Origin of the sequence: Nocardia sp. NPDC127579 (assembly GCF_042672005.1) — a bacterium.
Lineage (GTDB): Bacteria > Actinomycetota > Actinomycetes > Mycobacteriales > Mycobacteriaceae > Nocardia.
Window position 1 is genome coordinate 147,007 of the sequence record NZ_JBHXVZ010000002.1, and the last position, 21,344, is coordinate 168,350.

A 21,344-nucleotide genomic window follows, 5' to 3' on the forward strand; every position below is an offset into this window, starting at 1 on the left:
ATTCACGGTGCGGTGAGCGGTTCGACGGTGAGTTGGCCGGGCCGCGCCGCGACCAGGCGGCGGTCCGGAATCGGCTGCCAGCGCGGGTCGTCGTCGTAGGGTTCGGAGGACAGGATCGCCACCTCGTCGGTGACCAGAGCCGACAGCGAGTGGTGAACCGTTGTCGCCCACAGTTGTTCGCCGTCACCGAGCAGGAAGTTCAGCCGTGCGTCCGGAGCATGGGTGAGGACGGTGGTGGTCAGCAGCGCCAGCGCGGCCCCGGGGGACTCCGCGAATTGTCCGGGTCCGGTGGCGGTCAGCAGGTCGGTCAGCAGTACCCACAGGGTCGCCGCGTCCGTCGCGGCTTCCGCCTCCAGCAGTCGCGCCGTCTCGAACAGCCGGGTCGCACCCCACTGGGTCGCGGCGGTATCCAGGTCCGAGGACACGGCCGTGACCACCCGCCGCCACTCCGGCACCCGCCCGTTGTGACTGAATGCCCACCGGCCGCTCGTGAACGGCGCACATGCCGCTCGCTGCACCGGCATCCCCGGACTGGCCGATCGAATCGAGGCCAGCGCCGCCCCCGCCCGCAATTGGCCCAGCACCTCCTCGACCGCCGGATCGGTCCAGATCGGATCCGGATTCCGATACCGGCTCACCAGGGGGATAGGGCCCGGTTGCTCGCTGCGCCACCAGGCCACGCCGAAGCCGTCGGCGTTGATCGTTCCGCCGCCCCGCATCTCCAGCGGCGCCCAGGACTGCCGGTACAGCGAATGCGGCCCCCGCGTAACCAGTTCCCCCACAGCCACTTCCGGGCCGACGTACCCCAGATGCCGACACATCAGCGATCACCTTCTGGCGCTACGACCCCCAGGTGCTGACACATCAGCGACCACCTCCTCGCGCTACGACTCGACTACACCCGCGGTGCGTGGCTCCGGTGGTGCGGTGCGGCATCAGAGCTCCTCCGGGCGCAGGTCGCGGGCCAGGCGGAAGCCCGCGAAGATCTGGCGGCGGATCGGGTGGTCCCAGTTGCGGAAGGTGCCGCGGCAGGCCACCGGGTCGGTGCCGAACGAGCCGCCGCGCAGGACGCGGTAGTCGCCGCCGTAGAACACCTCGGAGTACTCGCGGTAAGGGAATGCGTGGAAACCGGGGTATGGATCGAAACCGGAGGCGGTCCACTCCCAAACGTCGCCGATCAGCTGGTGCACGCCCGCCGCGGATGCACCCGCCGGGTAGGCCCCGACATCCGCCGGTTCCAGGTGGCGCTGACCGAGATTGGCGGTGCTCGAGTCGGGATCGGTGTCGCCCCAGGGATAGCGGCGGGAAGCGCCGGTGGCGGGGTCGAAGCGGGCCGCCTTCTCCCATTCGGCTTCGGTGGGCAGCCGCTTGCCCGCCCAGGTGGCGTACGCCTCGGCCTCGAACCAGCACACGTGCAGCACAGGCTGATTCGGACGCAGGGGGGTGCGCACGCCGAAAACGCGGCGGCACCACCGGTCGGCGTCTCGCTCCCAGAACTGGGGTGCGACCAGACCCGCCTCCTGCCGGTGCGCCCACCCGCGTTCGGACCACAGCTCGGGCCGCTCGTATCCGCCGTCGGCGATGAACGCCAGGTACTGCTCGTTGGTCACGGGGACGGCGTCGATCGCGAACCCGGGCAGCTGCCTGCGGTGCGCCGGGCGCTCATTGTCCAGCGCCCACGGTTCGGTGGACGTGCCCATGGTGAATTCGCCTGCCGGAATGATGATTTCGCGGCCGATCAGCTCGGCGCTGCCCGTGGGTGCGGGCGGTGCGCCGAGCACCGCCGCTCCGGCGCGTAGTTGATGGGTGGCGAGCATGGTTTCGTCGTGCTGCTGTTCGTGCTGGGCGATCATGCCGAACGCGAAACCGTCGTCGACCAGGGCCGAGCCGTGTAAAGCACTGGACTCCAGCACATCCCACACCTTCTCGCGCACGGTGGCGACATAGGCGCGCGCCTGCACCGGATCGAGCAGCGGCAAGGCCGGACGGTTGGCTCGCGCGTGCTTGAACGCGTCGTACAGCTCGTCGATATCCGCCCGCACCGCCTCGCGCCGCCCGACATCACGAACCAGCCAGAGCTCCTCCTGATTACCGATATGCGCGAGATCCCATACCAGCGGGCTCATCAACCGCGAATGCTGCGCCACGAGTTCGGCCTCGTCCAACACATCGGTCAGCCCGTGCGACCGCGCCCGCGCCCGAGTAAGCACCTCGGCGATCTCCCCCCGCAGCCGATCGGTACGGCTGTTGTCGGTGGCAGGCAGGTGGTCGAGAGTCACGAAAGACCTCCAAGATCGATGAATCCGCGCCGGCAATATGCCCTCGGCGACAGCGATGAGTTCCCCGGTCCGCCCGTGGTGGCGGTAAGCGACTGTGAGTTCACGGGTCCGCCCGCAGTGGTGGTGGGTGACTGTGAGTTCACGGGTCCGCCCGCGGTGGTGGGTGACTGTGAGTTCCCGGGTCTGCCCGCAGTGGCTGTGGGTGACTGGGGGTGCGCGGGTCTGCCCGGCGCTGCTGTTGGCGACTGTGCGTTCGGGAGTCCGCTCGTGGCGGCTGTGGATGACTGTGGACAGTCGGAGGAAGGCTTCATGGCCGTCCTCCACGGGAGGTCGTGGGCGTGGATTGTGGTTCGGCGCGTGGGGTGTCGGATCGCGGGTCGGGGCGGGGGGCCTGCCCCCGGCGACATCGGCGCGCGGCATCATCGAGTGCTGTGGCCGCGGCGCGGGTTTCGGCATGTGCGGCGGCGAGCGCGAGTAGATCGACCGCGGCCGTTCGGATATCGGGATCGGCCAGACCGTGGCGGGCCGCCTCCAGCCAGCGTCCGGCGGTCGGCGCGGCCAGAGCGGTCGCCTCGGCCACCACCGCGGGGCTGGACATCAGGGCTTCGACCGCGAGAATCGGTGTGGTCCAACAGTGCTCGGGCTGCGCGTCCAGATAGCGGATCTCCAAGTGACCGGCCGCCCGCACCGGCGGGAACAGGGTAGTCAGGTGGTAGTCGAGATCGGCTGGTTCGGGTCGGCGTCCGATCTCGTCATCGAGCGCGCCGGACAACCAATCGGCGAACGTGGCACCCGGCGGGGCCGCCCAACTGACCCCGGCCTCGCCCCCACCGCCGCCGTCCGCGCTGCCGCTCCTGGGGCCGCCCGCACCATTGCGGAAGTGGGCGCCGTCCGCGCTGTCGATACCGAATCCGCCTGCGCGACTGCGGACTTCGGCACTGTTCGCGCTGTCGGATGCGTCTCCGCCGTGGCGAGCTTCGGCACTGTTCGCGCTGTCTGAATCGCCCCCGCTGTGGCGGGTTCCGGCAACGTCCGCGCTGTCGAAACCGCCCGCGCAATCGCGGCTGCCGGATCTGTCTGCGCCGCGACGGGGCTCGGCCGCACCGTTGCGGCCGCGCGCGTCCGCCGCGCCCATGCGCTCTGGTTGACGCACGCACAGCAGTGGGACGTCCAGTGCCCAGCGGCTGTAGGACTCGATGGGGTCGGACCAGGTCTCGGCGGGTGGGCGGGTGCGCGCGGTGTCCAGTCGCAGCCAGGTGCGCATGCGCTGCGAGGCCCAGGCGCCGACCGGCACGCCGCGCAGGGCGGGGGAACACGCGAAGGCGGCCAACAGGGCGGGGCCGACGGTGTATGTCATCGTCCAGCGGGCCGCGACCTCGGCGCGGTCGGCCCCCGCGTCCACGCTCACCTGGGTGGCGGCGGTATTGCACATCATGAGCTTGCCGAATGGTCCGATGCCGCCGAACGACTGTTCCATGGCGTGATAGCGGGGTAGTCGCAGCATGCGTTTGGCGCGGCGGTCGGCGTCGGCGGCGCCGGCGACGGTGCGGATGGCCCGGGATCCGAGAAGTTCGCGCAGGTGACGTGCATCGCCACCGAGCCGCTCGCACAGTTGTGCGGCGGTGGCGTACGGGGCGCTGGAGAGTTCGATCTGCCCGCCGGGTTCGATGGTGACCCGGCTGCCCCCGGGCAATGGATGTGCCGGCGAATCGGGGGCGATGGACCGCGGTGCGTACGGTCCGAGAGCGGCGGCGATGGCCGCGAGCTGCGGGCGGGGTGCGGCGGCGGGCCCGGCGGCCGAACACTCACCCTGCACGGTGAGCCATTCGAGTTCGGCGCCGATCAGCGCGGGTGGGCCGAGCTTGAAGCAGACACCACCCACGTAGGCCTCGGCCGCGGCCCGCGAGGACAACTCCCCCGAGGTCGTAGCCCGCCCGGGCGCCGTCGACTGTGCGAGCGTGACCGCCATACCAACCTCCGCGGTGGATTCGTGTTGCTGGTGCGAGCCCACTCGATCCGGGCTGCCGGGTGCTGCCTACCTCGATACTGCCGCGACGCCGAAGCATCGACTCGAAATCCAGCGTAGCGAGGACCACCGACAAGAAACCGACGAGAAACCAAACTTCAGCCCGGACCGGGCCCGCTCCAGGCGCTAGGGTCGTGGACATGCTTGACCAGAGTCGTGTGCGGGCGGACACGCCGGGGTGCGGGTCCGATTCCGGACTGGTTTTCCTGGACAGTGCCGGTTCATCGTTGCCGCCGGGGGTCGTGCTCGACACCGTCATCACGCATCTGCGGCGCGAAGCCGAGGTCGGTGGCTATCGAGCGGCGAACGAGCGCCTGGATGACCTCGCCGCGGTGAAATCGGCGATCGGGCGGTTGATCAACGCGGAGCCGGGCGCGATCGCACTGAGCGACAGCGCCACTCGCGCCTGGGCCGATTTTTTCTACTCGGTGCCGCTCGGCCCCGGTGACCGCATCCTCATCTCCGGCTCGGACTACGCGTCCAATGGCATCGCGGCATTGCAGCGCGCCCGGGCCGCCGGCGCCCGGGTCGAGCGGATTCCGAGCGATGCGAGCGGCCAGATCGATCTCGACGCGCTGGCCGCCATGGTCGACGAACGCGTGAAACTCGTGTCGGTGCTGCATGTTCCGACCAATGGCGGGCTGGTCAACCCGGCCGCCGAGGCGACCCGGATCGCGCACTCGGTCGGTGCGCTGGTGCTGCTGGACGCCTGCCAGTCCGCGGGGCAGATCGCGCTGGACACTGTGGAACTCGGGGTGGACGCCCTCTCGGTCACCGGCCGCAAATGGTTGCGCGGCCCGCGCGGCACCGGATTCCTCTATGTCCGACCGGAATTGGCCGCCACCCTGGAACCGCAGCGGCTCGACCTGCACGGCGCACAGTGGACCAGCCCCGACAGCTACCAGCTGGCACCCGATGCGCGCCGCTTCGAATTCTGGGAGTGTGATGTCGCCGGTCGCCTCGGCCTCGGGGCGGCCGTGAACTACCTGCTCGAGCTCGGCCCGGAGGATGTGTACGCGGCCATCGCCGCCCGCGCCGAATACCTGCGCAAGACCCTGCCGGAGCTACCCGGGGTGACGGTCCGCGATCTCGGGCTGCGGCACAGCGGCATCGTCTCGTTCACTGTCGACGGCGTCGCGGCCACCGAGGTGCGCGATCGGCTCGCTACGCGCGACATCACCGTCACCGCCAGCCACGCCAGTTCCACCCTGCTGGATATGACCGCCCGCGGCTTGGATGCGGTGGTGCGCGCGTCACCGCACTGTTTCGTGAGCTTCGACGAACTGGACCGTTTCGTCGCGGCCGTCGCCGAGCTGTAGGCACGATGTCGCAGCGCGAACTCGTGGTTCTCGGCACCGCGAGCCAGGTACCCACCAAGGTCCGCAATCACAATGGTTATCTGCTGCGCTGGGGCGCGGAGGGGGTGCTGTTCGACCCGGGCGAGGGCACGCAGCGACAGATGTCCTACGCGGGGGTGTCGGTCACCGATCTCACCCGGATCGCCATCACCCATTTCCACGGCGATCACAGCCTCGGCCTGCCCGGCATCGTGCAGCGGATCAATCTGGACCGGGTGCCGCATCCGGTGCACGCCTACTATCCGGCCTCGGGCGAGGTGTTCTTCGATCGGTTGTGCAATGCCACGGCTTTTCGGCACAACGTCGAGCTGTGCCCGCATCCGATCACCGCAGCCGGTCCGCTGATCGCGGAGGACGCGCCGTTCGACCTGGTCGCGGTGGCGCTCTCGCATCCGGTCGACACCTTCGGTTATCGGCTCACCGAGCCGAACGGCCGGCGGATCCTGCCGGCCCGGCTGCGTGAACTCGGTGTGCGCGGTCCCGCGATCGGGCGATTGCAGGAGCGGGGCGCGATCGAGGTCGAGGGTCGCACGATCACCATGGCCGAGGTCAGCGTCGAGCGTCCCGGGCAGAGCTTCGCGTTCGTGATGGACACGCGGCTCTGCGATGGTGTGTACGAACTCGCCGCGGACGCGGACATGCTCGTCATCGAGGCGACATTCCTCGACGCGGATGCGCATCTCGCCGAGGAGTACGGGCATCTGACCGCCGCGCAGGCGGCGCAGGTCGCGGCCGATTGCGGTGTCCGCAAGCTGGTGCTCACGCATTTCTCGCAGCGCTACCAGTCGCTGGATCCACATCTGGCGGAGGCGGAGAAGTATTTCGCCGGGGAGATCGTCGTCGCGCGTGACCTGACTCGAATTCCGTTGCCGCCGCGTCGTTGATCAGTCGTCCGGGTGGTGCAGATGCAGCTGTAGGACCGCGGCGACGAGGGCCGCGGGATCGGCGGTGGGGGCGATCAGGGCGAGGCTGTGGTTGGCGCGCACGGTGGCGATGCCGTGCAGGTTGGTCCAGAGGGCCAGGGCGCGTGCGGCGGGATCGGGGGTGCCGGTGACCTCGCCGACCAGTGCGGTGAACTGCTGGAAGATCGGCAGTGTGGTGGCGCGCAGGTTCTCGCCGGAGCCTTCGAGCAGATCGTGCCGGAACATCAGGCTGAACATCTCCGGGCGGGCGGCGGCGAACTCGACGTAGTCGACGGCCATGGCGCGCAGGCGGTCTCGGGGCGCGGCGTTGGCGTCGATGGCCGCGAACCGTGTGGTCAGGTCGGCGAATCCGCGAGCGGCGATGGCGCCGAGCAGTGCCTGATGGGTGGGGAAGTGGCGGCGCGGCGCGCCGTGGGAGACGCCTGCGGCCCGGGCGATGGCCCGCAGGCCGAGCTGACCCGCGCCCAGGTCTTCGAGCAATTCCACGCCCACGCTGATCAATCGGTCACGCAGGGTTCCGGTTTCGGCCACGGTCTCATTGTGGCTCCTGGGTGGAATCACTCGTGCGGCGGGTGTAGACAGTGTCTACGATGGTCGTGTAGACAGTGTCTACCAACCTGTTCGGGAGGAAATCCATGTGGTACTGGCTGTTCAAACACGTCCTGCTCGGACCGCTGCTGCGGCTGCTGGGCCGGCCGAAGGTGGAAGGCCTGCACCATGTTCCGACGGACGGGCCGGTGATCATCGCGGCCAACCACCTCGCGGTGATCGACTCGCTGTATCTGGCCCTGATCCTCCCGCGTCGCGTCACCTTCCTGGCCAAGCAGGAGTACTTCACCGGGACCGGGCTCAAAGGCCGGATCCAGCGCTGGTTCTACACCGTCGCCGGTCAGGTCCCGGTCGACCGCACCGGCGGCACCGCGGCCGCCGACGCCCTGGCCGCGGCCACCGCCATCCTCGAGGCGGGCGGCATCTGGGCCATCCATCCGGAGGGCACCCGCTCCCCGGACGGCCGGATCTATCGCGGCCGCACCGGCGCGCTCCGTGTCGCCATGGCCACCGGCGCGCCGGTCGTGCCCGTCGTCCTGTCCGGCACGGACCGGATGAACCCGCGCGGCAGCCGGATGTTGCGTCCCGCCCGGATTCGCATCGGCATCGGCGCACCCCGCTACTACTTCGACGCCGACCAGCAGACCACCGCCCGCACCGCCACCGACCAGCTCATGCGCGAACTCGCCACCCGATCCGGCCGCCCGTACGTCGACCAGTACGCCGCCACCTTCGCGAGCCGCTGACCTGGGCTCGGTCCGGGGAATGAGATAGCTCCCGCGAACCGGTTAACGTCGCCTCCCCCGCGCGGGATAGTGGAGTGGAAACGGCACGGCGATGAGGAGTCGGACGTTGAGCAGGTTCACCGACGAGATGTACGCGACCGCGCGCGTGTCCCAGCGCGGGCTGGTCACCGGCGAACCGGGCGCGCCGCTACGCCGCACCTGGGGTGAGATCCATCGGCTGGCCCGGCGCATGGCCGGCGGGCTGGCGGCGGCCGGCATCGGCCACGGCGACGCGGTCGGCGTGCTGGCCGGTCTCCCGGTCGATATCGCTCCCGTCTGCCAGGCCATCTGGATGCGCGGCGCGTCGATCACCATGCTGCATCAGCCGACGCCGCGCACCGATCTGGTGGTGTGGGCGCACGACACCGAGACCGTGCTGCGCATGATCGAGGCTCGGGCCGTGGTGCTCGGCGCGCCCTTCGAGGCGGCCGAGTCGATCCTGCGGGAGCGGGGAATCACGGTGGTGCGCATCGACCAACTGCCCGACGGCGCGGACACCGACCCGCTGCCGACCGTCGAATCCGATATCGCGTTGCAGCAGTTGACCTCCGGATCGACCGGCGTGCCGAAGGCGGTGCGGATCACCCACGGCAACTTCTTCGTCAACGCCTACGACATGTTCAACCGGGTCAAGTTCCAGCTCGACCAGGACGTGATGGTGAGCTGGCTGCCGCTGTTCCACGATATGGGGATGGTGGGATTCCTCAGTGTCCCCATGCAATTCGGCGCCGAAGTGGTCTGTGTGACCCCCATCGACTTCCTAACGCGCCCGCTGCTGTGGGCGGAATTGATCCACAAGTACCGCGGAACAGTCACCGCGGCTCCGAATTTCGCCTACTCGCTACTGGCGCGCCGATTGCGCCAAGCCGCCGACGGCGCCTTCGACCTGAGCAGTGTCCGCTACATGTGGAACGGTGCGGAACCCGTGGATCCGGACACCATGGACGCGCTCGCCGCGTCCGGAAAACGTTTCGGGCTCAACCCGATGGCGCTCACCCCCGTCTACGGCATGGCGGAAACCACACTGGCCGTGTCGATTCCGGATCCGGGCCGAGGACAGGTGCTCGATGTCATCGACGCCGATCTGCTCGAGGCGCTGGGCAAGGCGGTACCGGTGCCCGACGAGCACGCCCACCACGGCGCCGTGCGCAGGTTGCCCACCCTGGGCTATCTGGTCGACGAACTGGAGGGGCGCATCGTCGACTCCGAACGGCAACCGCTGCCCACCCGATCGGTCGGCGTCATCGAATTGCGTGGACCGGCAGTGACTTCGGGCTATGTGACCGTCGACGGCTTCCGTCCCGCGCGCGACCCCGACGGCTGGCTCGACACCGGCGATATCGGCTACTTCACCGAGGAGGGCCTGATGGTGGTGTGCGGCCGGATCAAGGACGTCATCATCATGGCAGGCCGCAATATCTACCCGACCGATATCGAACGCGCGGCCACCCGGGTGCCCGGCGTGCGGCCCGGCAACGCGGTCGCGGTCCGCTTGGACGCGGGTCAGAAGCGGGAAAGTTTCGCTGTCGTAGTCGAATCCAACGATTATCAGAACTCCGACGACGTGAAGCGGATCGAGCGCGAGATCGTGCACGAGGTCGTCTCGGAGGTCGGCGTGCGCCCGCGCACGGTCGCCGTACTCGGTCCGGGCGCGCTACCGAAGACCTCCTCGGGCAAGCTCCGCCGCGCCGCCACCGCCGTCCACCTGCACTGAGGGGCGTCGGCCTAATCCAGGTCCGCGTCCAGTTCCTGCCAGGTGACCACGGCATCGAGCGGGTCCGAGACGGTCACGGCGGTCACACTGTCATGCGACCGGAATCGGCTTTCGTTGACGTACTCGCCGTCGCTGTTGAGGCGCAGGATCTCGATCGATTTCACGGGCCCGTTGTTGTTGTCCATCCGAACAATCCAGTACTGCTCGATGCCCAAATGGGCGTACTCCGCGCGCTTGTCGACGCAATCGGTGGTCACGGTGCTCGGCGATACGACCTCGATGACCAGGACCGCGTCGGCCGAGGTGGGTTTGGTCTGCCATTTGCCACGTGGTTCCGCGATACACCGGTAGACGATGACATCGGGCGTGCGGAAGTTGAACGGGACTTCCGAGACCAGCATGTCCACATCGCGGCTGACCTTCAGGCATGGCTCGTGGGGCTGACGTTTGCGAACCGCCGCGCGCAGGGCTTGCTCGAGGGTCGAGGTGATCGCGGCGTGGTTCGGCGAAGGTGACTCGCAGACTACCGGAAAACCATCTTTGACCTCGATTACTCGCGACACCTCGACCGGCATCGCCAAGTAGGTCGCCATGTCGATCTTCGGCACTGAACGCAGCCAGGTCCAGTCGGTGGACTCCGTCATGAGGCCACCCTATCGGGTGGTGTACACCCGGCGAGGTGCGTCGAGGCTCAGTAGGTGGTGCCGCTGTCGTCGTAATAGCCGAGCCAGACGAAGTAGGAGAAGAACAGGCCGAGGACCAGGGCGATGCCTGCCGCGATGGCTGCCCACTTGCCCAGCGATTCGCCTTTGCTGCGGCCGACCAGGCCCAGGGCGATCCCCGCGGGGCCGAACAGGATCGGGCAGAGGAACACCGCGAGCGGGGCGCAGATGAAACCGAGGATCGAGAAGAGTTGCATGCTCGACTGGCGCGGTGCGGCGCCGTAGGCGCCCTGCGGGTATTGCCCGGCCGGGGGATAGCCGCCGTAGGGTTGGCCCTGCTGACCGGGGTAATGCTGCTGGCCCTGGTAGGACTGACCGCCGCTGTAGGGCTGGCCCTGGTAGGACTGACCGCCGCCGTACGGCTGGCCCTGGTAGGGCTGGTCGCCGCCATATGGCTGGCCCGGATAGGGCTGGTCGCCACCGTACTGTTGCCCCGGATACGACGGACTACCGGTGTACTGCTGCCCCGGATACGGGTGTCCACCCGTTTGGGGTTGCCCCGGATACGGCTGCCCCTGGCGGGGCTGGTCCTGTTGATACTGCTGACCCGTCTGCCCCTGCTGCCAGGGTTGCGCCGGATACGGCGGATACCCCTCGGGCTGCGACGCCTGCGGATATCCGCTGCCGCTGGTGTAGGTCGGCTGCTCGCGTGACTCGTAGGCCGTCGAGTCCGGCTCGTAGGCGGAGGCGGGCGCCGCCCACTCCGTTCCGGCAGGCAGGATCGTCGTCTCCTCGGCGGGCGACACCCCCTGCGGGCGCAGAATCGTGGTCTCCTCGGCCGGATTCGGCTTCGATAGGGAGGGCTCGGCATCCTGGCCGGACTGCGGGGCGCTGCCGGTCAGACGTTCCGGCGATTCGTCACGATCGGGTACATCCGGGTTCTGCGGATCGGTCATTAGCGCTCTCCTCGTTCACATACGGGTCAGCTGCCGAGTACCACTTCAGAACAGATTCTCCCGGTGTTCGCCGGGCTGACGGGCGTGCGTCCGCCGGAATGTCGATCCTTACAGATCCGTGTCGCGCACGATCTCCACCGCCGCCACCTCGGCGGGTCGCTCGTCCTCGAGCCGGGCGTCGACGTGGCCGTCGCCCCGGTTCCATTCCTGGCGGAGTTCCGCGTCGATGCCGAGCCGGCCGTCGTCCTCGTTCTCCCGGTTCCGGATGCGCAGATGTTCCGGCGGGTCCTCGATATTGCGCTGGTAGGCGCGGATCTCATCGAGCTGGTCGTCGTCACCCATGTCTTGATCGAGCCGTTCGCGATTCATGCGCCCGTCCTTCTCGGTGGGTTGCAGTCCCTAACTCGAGCCTAGCGGTGCGAGCCGTGCGTTTCGAGCGGCTAGGTGCTCGACACCCCCGCGCTGAATGCGGCGATGCCGAGGACGAGCAGGAGAAGCGCGATGGCCACCGAGACTCCGTTGGCGATCGCCCCCCATTTGCCGAGCGGTTCCCCCTTGGAATGGCCGATCATGCCGAGGACGACGCCGACCGGGCCGGACACGATCATCGGAAAACCGCAGAAGAACAGGACCGAGGCCGCCGATACCGCGAGGCAGGCGAAACTGGCGATCGACCAGGCCGGTGTCTGATTCGGCTGGGCGTAGGGCGGCACATGGCCGGGCGTGCCGAAACCGTACTGCTGCGGGTAGCCAGGATGCTGATACTGCGGCTGGCCGTAGGGCTGCTGATACGCGGGTGGCGGGGCGGGCGGCGGGAAGCCCGGGTATGACGGCGACTGGACCGGTGGCTGTTCCGCGGCGGGCCAGGCCGGAGCGGGCGGGGGAGTGGCGTCGGCCTGACCGGGCTGCCACACCTGGGTGGGATCGGCCTGGCTCGGCTGCCACACCTGCGTCGGATCCGCCTGGGGCGCGTCCTGCGGCTGCCGCGCCTTCCACAGATCGACCGGTTCCTGCGGATTGCTCATGGTCGGGTCCCCTCCCTGATTCGAGTGCCCACCATAGTCACATGCCGAAGACACGCGGGGCAAACGCCGGTGGCCCGGACCTGAGGTCCGGGCCACCGTGCGTGATCAGGTCAGGCGTTGCCGTTGAAAAGCCCCGTCACCGAACCGTTCTCGAAGACCTCGCGGATCGTGCGGGCCAGCAGCGGCGCGATGGACAGCACGGTCAACTGCGGGAACTTCTTGTCCTCGGTGATCGGCAGGGTATTGGTGACCACGACCTCCTTGGCGCCGCAGCTGGACAGCCGTTCGGCGGCCGGTGCGCTGAGCACGCCGTGGGTGGCAGCGATGACGACGTCCAGCGCGCCCGCCTCCTCGAGCACCTTGACCGCGCCGGCGATGGTGCCACCGGTGTCGATCATGTCGTCGATCAGGATGCAGGTGCGGCCCTCGACGTCACCGACGACACGGTTGGCCACGACCTGGTTCGGGACCAGCGGGTCGCGCGTTTTGTGGATGAATGCCATCGGGGCGTCGGCGAGGTTGTTGGCCCACTTCTCGGCGACCTTCACCCGGCCCGCGTCGGGAGAGACGACGGTGACGTTTTCCAGCGGGTAGTTGTTGCGGATGTATTCGACCAGCTGGACCTGCGCGTGCATGTGATCGACGGGGCCGTCGAAGAAGCCCTGGATCTGGTCGGTGTGCAGGTCGACGGTGATGATGCGGTCGGCGCCGGCGGTCTTGAGCAGGTCGGCGACCAGGCGGGCGGAGATGGGCTCGCGGCCGCGGTGCTTCTTGTCCTGGCGGGCGTAGGGGTAGAACGGCAGAACGGCGGTGATGCGCTTGGCCGATCCGCGCTTGAGCGCGTCGATCATGATCAGCTGTTCCATCAGCCACTGGTTCAGCGGCGCCGGAAAGCTCTGCAACACAAAGGCATCCGAACCGCGCACGGATTCCTCGAAGCGGACGAAGATCTCGCCGTTGGCGAAATCGCGGGCGGTCTGCGGAGTGACGTGGACGTCGAGCTCCTTGGCGACCTGCTCGGCCAGCTCAGGATGAGCGCGTCCCGAGAAGAGCATCAGGTTCTTCTGGTTGTCGATCCATGACGCGGTCACTGCTGTTTGCCATCCTTTTGCTCATTTGCCTGACTCGACATCTCCGGCGGAAGCGCCATTGGCCGCCTCCGCCGCACGCGCCGCGGCCGTCCCGGGACGGTGTCGCTGCACCCAGCCCTCGATATTCTTCTGCGGACCACCGGAAATCGCCAGAGCGCCCGGTGGAACGCTTCTGCGCAGTACAGTACCCGCCCCCGTATAGGCCCCGTCACCCACCGTCACCGGCGCGATGAACATCGTGTCGCTACCCGTACGTACGTGCGAACCGACCACGGTGTGGTGCTTTTTCACCCCGTCGTAGTTGACGAAAACGCTCGAAGCGCCGATGTTGCTGTACTCGCCGATGGTGGCGTCGCCGACGTAGGTCAGGTGCGGCACCTTGGAGTGCGCGCCGATGCTGGCGTTCTTGGTCTCGACGAATGCGCCGAGTTTGCCGGAATCGCCGACCACGGTGCCCGGCCGGAGATAGGTGAACGGCCCGATGGTGGCGCCGGGGCCGATCGTGGCCTGCTCGCCGTGCGTGCGCACCACGCTCGCGCCGTCGCCGACCAGCACGTCGGTGAGTGTGGAATCCGGGCCGACTCGGGCGTCCTCGCCGATGACGGTGTTGCCGCGCAGCTGCACACCGGGCTCGAGCACCACGTCGCGGCCGATCCGCACGCTGGCGTCCACCCAGGTGGAGGCCGGATCGATGATGGTGACCCCGGCGCGCATGTGGCGCTCGAGGAGGTAGCGGTTCAGGGTTCGCGCCGCCTGGGACAGTTGCACCCGATCGTTGACGCCGGTGACCTTGGCGGCGTCGACCAGGCGGGCGCCGTGCACGGGGTGCCCGGCCTCGCGGGCCAGCTTCAGCACGTCGGTCAGATACAGCTCGTGCTGGGCGTTGGCGGTGGACAGCCGTCGCACCATGGTGCGCAGCACGGTCGCGTCGAAGACGTACACGCCCGAGTTGACCTCGGTGACGGCCGCCTGTTCGGGGGTGGCGTCGGCGTGTTCGACGATCTCGGCGACATGGCCCTCGGCGTCGCGGATGATGCGGCCGTAGCCGTTCGGATCGTCCGGGACGAAGGTCAGCACGGTGACCGCGGACCGTTCGGGATAGCTGCGGTGCTCGTCGAGCAGCGCGGACAGGGTGTGCCCGTCCAGCAGCGGGACATCGGCGGAGGTGACCAGCAGGTCGCCGTCGAAGTCGGCGGGCAGCGCGGTGAGCGCGCACTGCACGGCGTGTCCGGTGCCCAACTGTTGTTCCTGCAGAGCGGGAACGATCTCCCGGCCCATGCTCTCGGCTTCCGCGGCCACCGCGGCGCCGACCTGTTCGCGGTCGTGGCCCACCACGGTGATGAGGAAGGCGGGGTCGATCTCGTTCGCCGCATGCAGCGCGTGCGCGAGCATGCTCCGGCCGGCCAGCGAATGCAGCACCTTAGGGGTCTTCGACCGCATTCGCGTCCCGGCTCCGGCTGCGAGAACGACGACGGCGGTCTGCTGTGGCATGAATCTCCCTCGGCTGCCTGTCATCGTACGTGCGTGCGTGGCGGCGATAGGCCATCGTTGTGCCGCCGATGTGCTCCGCCGCCAGGACTCGAACCTGAACTATCTGAACCAAAATCAGAGGTGCTGCCATTACACTACGGCGGATTGCCACACCGGCGGATCGACACAGAACCCGCCGCTGTGCCAGCGGCACGGGAAAGATCCTCGCATACTAGTCGGCCTCCTCGCGAATCTTGCGGGGCCTCCGTTGGGCCGTGCCGCGGGCTGTCTGGAACAGTTGTCGGCAGTAGTGCTGGTCGTAGCCGAGGAGGCACCAGGTGACTTCGGGTGAGCCGCAGCGGGTAGCCCGCCCGCGCATGACAGGTACCCAGAGACGGCAGCAGTTGATCGAGATCGGGCGGGCGCTGTTCGCCGAACGCGGCTACGAGGCCACCTCGATCGAGGAGATCGCCCAGCGCGCACAGGTCTCCAAACCCGTTGTGTACGAACACTTCGGGGGCAAGGAGGGGTTGTACGCGGTGGTCGTCGACCGCGAGATGTCGATGCTGCTCGACATGATCACCTCCTCGCTCACCCATCATCGGTCCCGGGTGCGGTTGGAGCGGGTTGCGCTCGCGCTGCTGACCTACATCGAGGAGCGCACCGACGGCTTCCGGATCCTGGTGCGCGATCAGCCCGCCGCGACCGGCGACGGCCGCTACTCCAGCCTGTTGAACGAGGCGGTGAACCAGGTATCCCATATCCTGGCCGGGGATTTCGAGCGCAGGCAGTTCGACACGAGTCTGGCCACGCTGTACGCGCAGGCGCTGGTGGGCATGGTTTCCACCGCCGCCACCTGGTGGCTGGATGTGCGGGAACCGTCGAAAGAGGTTGTCGCAGCGCACCTGGTGAATCTGTGCTGGAACGGGTTGAGTCATCTGGAGGCCGCGCCGCGGCTCAGCTCGCAGGGAACCGTCGGGGTGCATTGGGCGCGCCGCGAGGGGGATTGACCAGCGGTGCGGTGTCGCACGGCGACTCGATCAGGGGTGACGGGGGGCGGCGGGTGAGCGTAACCAGCGAATTGCGCTGTGGCCCCTGGGGAATGCTCGAATTCGCGGGCGCGCGCCCACCTGGTGGTACGGTTCACCCATCCTCTGGGTGCTGTTCGAGCGGTATGTCGGTCTAATTCGGGATGTCGGTCTACTTCAGGATGGCTGGTTTTAGGGATGACAGGCGGATCTGATGGCTAGGCAAGCGCGCGCGGAGATCACCCGCGACTCGGTCCTTGCGGGCGCTGCCGATGTCTTTCTGCGCTTGGGCTACGCCAACGCGAGCCTCAGCGAGATCATCGCGCAGTCCAATGTGACCAAGGGCGCCTTGTACTTTCACTTCGGCTCGAAGGAAGAGCTGGCGCGCGCGGTGGTCGATCAGGGCAACGAGCGACTGGTCTCCTCGTGCCAGGGTTTCTTCGATCCGCGCGTGCCCGCGTTGGAGGCGTGCATCGGCATCACCTACGTGGTGGCCGATCTATCGATGAACGATCCGATGGTCGGCGCGATGCTGAAGCTGACCCACCAGATCGGTGACTACCGCGGCGCGACCGGTGACAATATCGCCAAGAACTGGGGCGACACCTACCGGTTGCTCGCCGAGCGGGCGATCGCGCAGGGCGACCTGGAACCGGCTCTCGAGCCCGAGGTGGTGGGCATGCTGCTCCAGGAGGTCACCGCGGGCGTGCACATCGTGGCCGTCGGCACCGAGTCGATCGATCAGATGGCCGCGCGCATGGAACGGGCCTGGTATTTCCTGCTGCCGTCCCTGGTGCCCGGCGAAAAGCTCTCGTACTTCCGGGAATTCGCGGCGCGCCGGCTGCGCCGATACGTGCCGTGAGCGCCGGGGTCGAGCAGTAGGTAACGCCGGGCGAGGAAGAGAACTGCCTAGCACTGCCCGGGACCCCGCACCACCGACGAGCCGAGGAAAGTGCTGTCTGCGTGCCTTGATATGTTCTGTGGTCGAGAGATTTCGCAAGAACTTGGGTAACTCGTCGGGACGGGCTCACTCAACCACAAATCAAACCGCTGGCCGCCAATGCAACCATCGCGGGCCCTAGGTCTGGCCGAAAGTCGCGGGGAGGCGGGGGAGCCCGCTGAGCTCAGGAGTTGTATGTCCACGCACCGTCCACCCCTCGCCGGACTGGCCGCGGTGGCCGGGGCCGACGCCGCCCTGCGCACCGTTGCCGAACTGGTCGGGAAGTCGTCGGTGGAGCTGGTCGCGCCGAGCGCGGTGCGGCCGTTCGTGGCGGCCACCATCGCGGCGAAACGACCGCTGGTGGTGGTCACGGCCACCGGCCGCGAGGCCGATGATCTGACCGTCGAACTCGCGGAGATCCTGGGCGCGAGCGTCGCGCAGTTCCCCTCCTGGGAGACGCTGCCACACGAGCGCCTGTCACCGGGCGCCGACACCGTGGGCCGCCGGCTCGAGGTGATGCGCCGGCTCGCCCATCCCGAAGACCCGATGTTCCCGGAGTCGCTGCGGGTCATCGTGACCACCGTGCGTTCGCTCATGCAGCCGATGGCCGCCGGGCTCGGCGATATCGAACCCGTCGTGCTGCGGGTCGGCGCCGAGTTCGATTTCGACGAATTGCTCACGCGCCTGGTCGAATTCGCCTACACCCGGGTCGACATGGTGGGCAAGCGCGGCGAGTTCGCGGTGCGCGGCGGCATCCTCGACGTGTTCCCGCCGACCGCGGATCATCCGGTGCGCGTGGAGTTCTGGGGTGACGAGATCACCGAGGTGCGCGCGTTCTCGGTCGCCGATCAGCGCTCGCTGTCGGAGATCGACGTGCCCGCCGTGGTCGCCACCCCGTGCCGCGAACTGCTGCTGACCGAGTCGGTGCGCGAGCGGGCCGCCGCCGTCGCCCAGGCCAACGCGGCGGATGCCGCCCTGGTGGAGATGCTGGACAAGCTGGCCGAGGGCATCCCGGTCGAGGGTATGGAGGCGCTGCTGCCGGTGCTGCAACCCGGCGAACTGCGCCTGCTCACCGAGCTGCTGCCCGCGGACACACAGCTGCTGCTGTGCGATCCGGAGAAGGTCCGTACCCGCGCCGCCGACCTGGTCCGCACCGGCGAGGAATTCCTCGAGGCCTCCTGGACCGCGGCCTCCTTCGGCGGCGCCGCGCCGCTGGGCGGGCACGGGCTCGACCTCGCCGCCTCCGGCTACCGATCGCTGACCGAGATCCACGAGAGCGCCGATCGGCACGAGCTGCCCTGGTGGACGCTGAGCCCGCTGGCCTCCGGCGATCCCGCCGAGGTGGTGCTGCCGGTCACCGGCGGCACCTCCGCACGCGGATCCGACGAGCTGGTCGCCACCATCTTCGCGTCGCTGCGCGCACATGTCGCCACTGGCGGTCGTGCCGTGGTGGTGGTCGCGGGTCACGGTACGGCGCAACGCATTCTGGAACGACTGGCCGACGCCGAGGTGCCCGCCGCGGCGCTGGCGCCGGGCGCGGAACCGGCCGCCGGTGTGGTCGGTGTGCTGTGCGGTTCGCTGCACGACGGCCTGATCTTCGGTGATGCCGGTCTGGTGGTCGTCGCCGAGTCCGATCTCACCGGCAATCGGGTCACCGCGCCCGCCGAGGGCAAGCGGCTGCCTGCCAAGCGCCGCAATCAGGTCGATCCGCTCGCCCTGAACGCGGGCGACATGGTGGTGCACGACCAGCACGGCATCGGCCGCTTCGTGGAGATGATCGAGCGGACCGTCGGCGGGGCCCGTCGCGAATACCTGGTGATCGAATACGCGCCCGGCAAGCGCGGCCAGCCGGGCGATCGGCTCTTCGTGCCGATGGAATCGCTGGACCAGCTCTCCCGCTATGTCGGCGGCGAGCTGCCCAGCCTGTCCAAGCTCGGCGGTTCGGACTGGGCGAATACGAAACGCAAGGCGCGCAAGGCCGTTCGCGAGATCGCGGGCGAGCTGGTGCAGCTGTACGCGGCGCGCCAGGCCGCGCCGGGGCACGCGTTCGGCCCGGACACCCCTTGGCAGCAGGAGATGGAGGACGCGTTCGCGTTCACCGAGACGGTCGATCAGATGACCGCCATCGCCGAGGTGAAATCCGATATGGAGAAGGCGGTCCCGATGGACCGCGTGGTGTGCGGTGATGTCGGCTACGGCAAAACCGAGATCGCGGTGCGCGCCGCGTTCAAGGCGGTGCAGGACGGCAAGCAGGTCGTGGTGCTGGTGCCGACCACGCTGCTGGCCCAGCAGCACCTGCAGACCTTCGCCGATCGGGTCGCCGGCTTCCCGGTCACGGTCAAGGGCCTGTCGCGGTTCACCGATCCGGCCGACGCCCGCGCGGTGATGGAGGGTATGGCCGACGGGTCGGTCGACATCGTGGTCGGCACGCACCGGCTGCTGCAGACCGGTGTGCGCTGGAAGGATCTCGGCCTGGTCATCGTCGACGAGGAGCAGCGCTTCGGTGTCGAGCACAAGGAGCACATCAAGGCGCTGCGGACCCATGTCGACGTGCTGACCATGTCCGCCACGCCGATTCCGCGCACCCTGGAGATGAGCCTGGCCGGCATCCGGGAGATGTCGACCATCCTCACCCCGCCCGAGGAACGGCATCCGGTGCTCACCTATGTCGGCGCCTACAACGACAAGCAGGTCACCGCGGCCATCCGTCGCGAGTTGCTGCGTGACGGCCAGGTGTTCTACGTACACAACCGGGTCTCCTCGATCGACAAGGCGGCCAAGCGCATTCGCGATCTGGTGCCCGAGGCGCGGGTGGTGGTGGCGCACGGCCAGATGAACGAGGACATGCTCGAGCAGACCGTGCAGGGCTTCTGGGAGCGCGAGTTCGACGTGCTGGTGTGCACCACCATCATCGAGACCGGCCTGGACATCTCCAATGCCAATACCCTGATCGTGGAGCGCGCCGACGCGCTGGGCCTGTCCCAGCTGCATCAGTTGCGCGGGCGGGTCGGCCGCAGCCGGGAGCGCGGCTACGCCTATTTCCTGTATCCGCCGGAGAAGCCGCTCACCGAAACCGCCTACGACCGGCTCGCCACCATTTCGCAGAACTCCGATCTGGGCGCGGGTATGGCCGTGGCCATGAAGGATCTCGAGATCCGCGGCGCGGGCAATGTGCTCGGCGCCGAGCAGTCCGGCCATGTGGCGGGTGTCGGTTTCGATCTGTATGTGCGCCTGGTGGGCGAGGCGGTCGAGGCCTATCGCGCCGCCGCCGACGGCAAGCCGATCAGCACCGCCGAGGAGGTCAAGGAGGTCCGGATCGACCTGCCGGTCGACGCGCACATCCCGCCGGACTACATCGCCAGCGATCGCCTGCGGTTGGAGGCCTACCGCAAACTGGCTGCGGCTCAAGATGATTCGGCACTGGCCGCGGTGGTGGAGGAGCTGGTCGACCGCTACGGCCCGCTGCCGGTCGAGGTCGGCCGACTGGTGTCGGTCGCGAAACTGCGGCTGCTGGCGCGCGAGTACGGTCTCACCGAGATCGCGGTCACCGGAACCACGGTGAAGATCTCGCCGATGCTGAATCTGCCCGATTCCAAGCAGCTTCGGTTGAAGCGGCTGTATCCGAGCGCGAGCTACAAGGCGGTCAGCGGCGTGGTGCAGCTGCCGCTGCCGCGGGTGCAGGACAGTGTCGGCGCGGAGCGGGTGCGTGATGTGCGGCTGCTCCAGTACATCGCGGATCTGCTGCTGGCACTGGACGGAAAGGCCCAGGGCGCGGTCGATCTCACGGTCGAGACCGAAGCCACGGCGCTGCGATGAGCCCCGATGCGCGAGCTGCTCGCACCACGGCGGCGGGCACGGATACGGCCGTGGTGGCCCGCGGGCTGGCGGGTGCGGTGGAGGTGATGGATCGGCTGTGGAACTTCGGCGGCTGGGAGGTCACCCAGACCCACGATTCGCTGCGGCCCTACCTGCTCGAGGAGACCTACGAGCTGCTCGACGCGATCCAGCACGACGACGCCGAGACCATCAAGGAGGAACTCGGCGACCTGCTGCTCCAGGTACTGTTCCACTCCCGGATCGCCCAGGCCGCAGGTGAATTCACCGTCGACGACGTAGCCGCGGTGCTGGTCGCCAAGCTGGTGAACCGTAGCCCGCAGCTCACCGGCCCCATGATCGACCCGCACGCGTCGCCGGCGGAGAAGATCGCCGCCCAGGAAAAGGCATGGGAGGAGCGCAAATCGACGGAGAAGGCGCGGCGGTCCTGCCTGGACGGTATCGCCATGGCCCAGCCTGCGCTGGCCCTGGCCGAGAAGGTCGTCGCGCGCAGCGCCAAGGCCGGACTTCCGCCGGAGCTGGTCCCGGACGAGCTGCGCGTGGTCCACCTCGGCGGCCCCGACAGTGCCGAAGAACGCCTGCGGAAAGCGACACTCGCGTTCGCGATGCAGATCCGTGCCGCCGAAGACGCCGCCGAATCTGCTCGTGCCGAGCGTGCCCCGCTCACGGAGACCGACTGGCACGAATTCTGGCCTCGCTGAGCA

General features: G+C 68.5%; 18 protein-coding genes and 1 tRNA gene. 8 read left to right on the forward strand and 11 right to left on the reverse strand.

Annotated features, from left to right (window positions below; genetic code table 11):
* Positions 1-2: 2 nt before the first annotated feature.
* The 3 genes from egtC to ACFVMC_RS08265 form a co-directional block, all read right to left on the reverse strand.
* Positions 3-821, reverse strand: coding sequence for an ergothioneine biosynthesis protein EgtC (gene egtC, locus ACFVMC_RS08255; RefSeq protein WP_379208134.1), 819 nt, complete (start codon positions 819-821; stop codon positions 3-5).
* A 114-nt stretch (positions 822-935) separates the two neighbouring features.
* Entirely contained in the window at positions 936-2,264 is a 1,329-nt protein-coding gene (gene egtB / locus ACFVMC_RS08260) for an ergothioneine biosynthesis protein EgtB (RefSeq protein ID WP_379209459.1), read from the reverse strand.
* A 322-nt stretch (positions 2,265-2,586) separates the two neighbouring features.
* Positions 2,587-4,248 (reverse strand): glutamate-cysteine ligase family protein, encoded by a 1,662-nt coding sequence (locus ACFVMC_RS08265; protein ID WP_379208136.1) that lies wholly within the window; start codon positions 4,246-4,248, stop codon positions 2,587-2,589.
* 197 nt (positions 4,249-4,445) lie between these two features.
* Here ACFVMC_RS08265 and ACFVMC_RS08270 point away from each other — a divergent pair, with 197 nt between their 5' ends.
* Both ACFVMC_RS08270 and ACFVMC_RS08275 read left to right on the forward strand, forming a co-directional pair.
* Positions 4,446-5,624: an aminotransferase class V-fold PLP-dependent enzyme gene (locus ACFVMC_RS08270; protein ID WP_379208138.1), complete on the forward strand. Its 1,179-nt coding sequence runs from the start codon at positions 4,446-4,448 to the stop codon at positions 5,622-5,624.
* Between the two features lie 5 nt (positions 5,625-5,629).
* Complete coding sequence (locus ACFVMC_RS08275) at positions 5,630-6,547, forward strand: ribonuclease Z (protein ID WP_379208140.1); 918 nt, start codon at positions 5,630-5,632, stop codon at positions 6,545-6,547.
* Here ACFVMC_RS08275 and ACFVMC_RS08280 read toward each other — a convergent pair whose 3' ends face one another.
* Positions 6,548-7,117, reverse strand: coding sequence for a TetR/AcrR family transcriptional regulator (locus ACFVMC_RS08280; RefSeq protein ID WP_379208142.1), 570 nt, complete (start codon positions 7,115-7,117; stop codon positions 6,548-6,550).
* Positions 7,118-7,221: 104 nt separating this feature from the next.
* Here ACFVMC_RS08280 and ACFVMC_RS08285 point away from each other — a divergent pair, with 104 nt between their 5' ends.
* Both ACFVMC_RS08285 and ACFVMC_RS08290 read left to right on the forward strand, forming a co-directional pair.
* On the forward strand, positions 7,222-7,881 hold the full coding sequence (locus ACFVMC_RS08285; RefSeq protein ID WP_379208143.1) for a lysophospholipid acyltransferase family protein: 660 nt from the start codon (positions 7,222-7,224) through the stop codon (positions 7,879-7,881).
* Positions 7,882-7,987: 106 nt separating this feature from the next.
* Positions 7,988-9,634: a fatty acyl-AMP ligase gene (locus tag ACFVMC_RS08290; protein ID WP_379208145.1), complete on the forward strand. Its 1,647-nt coding sequence runs from the start codon at positions 7,988-7,990 to the stop codon at positions 9,632-9,634.
* An 11-nt stretch (positions 9,635-9,645) separates the two neighbouring features.
* Here ACFVMC_RS08290 and ACFVMC_RS08295 read toward each other — a convergent pair whose 3' ends face one another.
* The 7 genes from ACFVMC_RS08295 to ACFVMC_RS08325 form a co-directional block, all read right to left on the reverse strand.
* A complete protein-coding gene (locus ACFVMC_RS08295) occupies positions 9,646-10,278 on the reverse strand; it encodes a Uma2 family endonuclease (RefSeq protein ID WP_379208147.1) in 633 nt (210 codons plus the stop codon).
* A 47-nt stretch (positions 10,279-10,325) separates the two neighbouring features.
* Positions 10,326-11,252: a hypothetical protein gene (locus ACFVMC_RS08300; protein WP_379208148.1), complete on the reverse strand. Its 927-nt coding sequence runs from the start codon at positions 11,250-11,252 to the stop codon at positions 10,326-10,328.
* Positions 11,253-11,360: 108 nt separating this feature from the next.
* On the reverse strand, positions 11,361-11,621 hold the full coding sequence (locus ACFVMC_RS08305; RefSeq protein WP_379208150.1) for a hypothetical protein: 261 nt from the start codon (positions 11,619-11,621) through the stop codon (positions 11,361-11,363).
* A gap of 71 nt (positions 11,622-11,692) precedes the next feature.
* Positions 11,693-12,277 (reverse strand): hypothetical protein, encoded by a 585-nt coding sequence (locus tag ACFVMC_RS08310; protein ID WP_379208152.1) that lies wholly within the window; start codon positions 12,275-12,277, stop codon positions 11,693-11,695.
* A gap of 110 nt (positions 12,278-12,387) precedes the next feature.
* Positions 12,388-13,368, reverse strand: a complete 981-nt coding sequence (locus tag ACFVMC_RS08315; protein WP_379208154.1) for a ribose-phosphate diphosphokinase — start codon at positions 13,366-13,368, stop codon at positions 12,388-12,390.
* A 21-nt stretch (positions 13,369-13,389) separates the two neighbouring features.
* Complete coding sequence (glmU, locus tag ACFVMC_RS08320) at positions 13,390-14,859, reverse strand: bifunctional UDP-N-acetylglucosamine diphosphorylase/glucosamine-1-phosphate N-acetyltransferase GlmU (RefSeq protein WP_379208156.1); 1,470 nt, start codon at positions 14,857-14,859, stop codon at positions 13,390-13,392.
* A gap of 73 nt (positions 14,860-14,932) precedes the next feature.
* Positions 14,933-15,003, reverse strand: a tRNA-Gln gene (locus tag ACFVMC_RS08325).
* A gap of 212 nt (positions 15,004-15,215) precedes the next feature.
* Between ACFVMC_RS08325 and ACFVMC_RS08330 the strand changes: the two genes are divergently transcribed.
* From ACFVMC_RS08330 to ACFVMC_RS08345, 4 genes are all read left to right on the forward strand, one after another.
* Positions 15,216-15,848, forward strand: coding sequence for a TetR/AcrR family transcriptional regulator (locus ACFVMC_RS08330; protein ID WP_379208157.1), 633 nt, complete (start codon positions 15,216-15,218; stop codon positions 15,846-15,848).
* Positions 15,849-16,080: 232 nt separating this feature from the next.
* Positions 16,081-16,728, forward strand: a complete 648-nt coding sequence (locus tag ACFVMC_RS08335) for a TetR family transcriptional regulator (RefSeq protein WP_379208159.1) — start codon at positions 16,081-16,083, stop codon at positions 16,726-16,728.
* A 273-nt stretch (positions 16,729-17,001) separates the two neighbouring features.
* Complete coding sequence (gene mfd / locus ACFVMC_RS08340) at positions 17,002-20,622, forward strand: transcription-repair coupling factor (RefSeq protein WP_379208161.1); 3,621 nt, start codon at positions 17,002-17,004, stop codon at positions 20,620-20,622.
* Entirely contained in the window at positions 20,619-21,341 is a 723-nt protein-coding gene (locus ACFVMC_RS08345; protein ID WP_379208163.1) for a MazG family protein, read from the forward strand. Before mfd ends, ACFVMC_RS08345 begins: the two co-directional genes overlap by 4 nt.
* Positions 21,342-21,344: the final 3 nt, after the last annotated feature.

What these genes read in the sequence shown, in the direction of transcription:
- egtC (WP_379208134.1), bottom strand. Translation starts at nt 821, where the DNA reads ATGTGTCGGCATCTGGGGTACGTCGGCCCGGAAGTGGCTGTGGGGGAA.
- ACFVMC_RS08265 (WP_379208136.1), bottom strand. Translation starts at nt 4,248, where the DNA reads ATGGCGGTCACGCTCGCACAGTCGACGGCGCCCGGGCGGGCTACGACC.
- ACFVMC_RS08270 (WP_379208138.1), top strand. Translation starts at nt 4,446, where the DNA reads ATGCTTGACCAGAGTCGTGTGCGGGCGGACACGCCGGGGTGCGGGTCC.
- ACFVMC_RS08275 (WP_379208140.1), top strand. Translation starts at nt 5,630, where the DNA reads ATGTCGCAGCGCGAACTCGTGGTTCTCGGCACCGCGAGCCAGGTACCC.
- ACFVMC_RS08285 (WP_379208143.1), top strand. Translation starts at nt 7,222, where the DNA reads ATGTGGTACTGGCTGTTCAAACACGTCCTGCTCGGACCGCTGCTGCGG.
- ACFVMC_RS08295 (WP_379208147.1), bottom strand. Translation starts at nt 10,278, where the DNA reads ATGACGGAGTCCACCGACTGGACCTGGCTGCGTTCAGTGCCGAAGATC.
- ACFVMC_RS08300 (WP_379208148.1), bottom strand. Translation starts at nt 11,252, where the DNA reads ATGACCGATCCGCAGAACCCGGATGTACCCGATCGTGACGAATCGCCG.
- ACFVMC_RS08305 (WP_379208150.1), bottom strand. Translation starts at nt 11,621, where the DNA reads ATGAATCGCGAACGGCTCGATCAAGACATGGGTGACGACGACCAGCTC.
- ACFVMC_RS08310 (WP_379208152.1), bottom strand. Translation starts at nt 12,277, where the DNA reads ATGAGCAATCCGCAGGAACCGGTCGATCTGTGGAAGGCGCGGCAGCCG.
- glmU (WP_379208156.1), bottom strand. Translation starts at nt 14,859, where the DNA reads ATGCCACAGCAGACCGCCGTCGTCGTTCTCGCAGCCGGAGCCGGGACG.
- ACFVMC_RS08330 (WP_379208157.1), top strand. Translation starts at nt 15,216, where the DNA reads ATGACAGGTACCCAGAGACGGCAGCAGTTGATCGAGATCGGGCGGGCG.
- ACFVMC_RS08335 (WP_379208159.1), top strand. Translation starts at nt 16,081, where the DNA reads ATGGCTAGGCAAGCGCGCGCGGAGATCACCCGCGACTCGGTCCTTGCG.
- mfd (WP_379208161.1), top strand. Translation starts at nt 17,002, where the DNA reads ATGTCCACGCACCGTCCACCCCTCGCCGGACTGGCCGCGGTGGCCGGG.
- ACFVMC_RS08345 (WP_379208163.1), top strand. Translation starts at nt 20,619, where the DNA reads ATGAGCCCCGATGCGCGAGCTGCTCGCACCACGGCGGCGGGCACGGAT.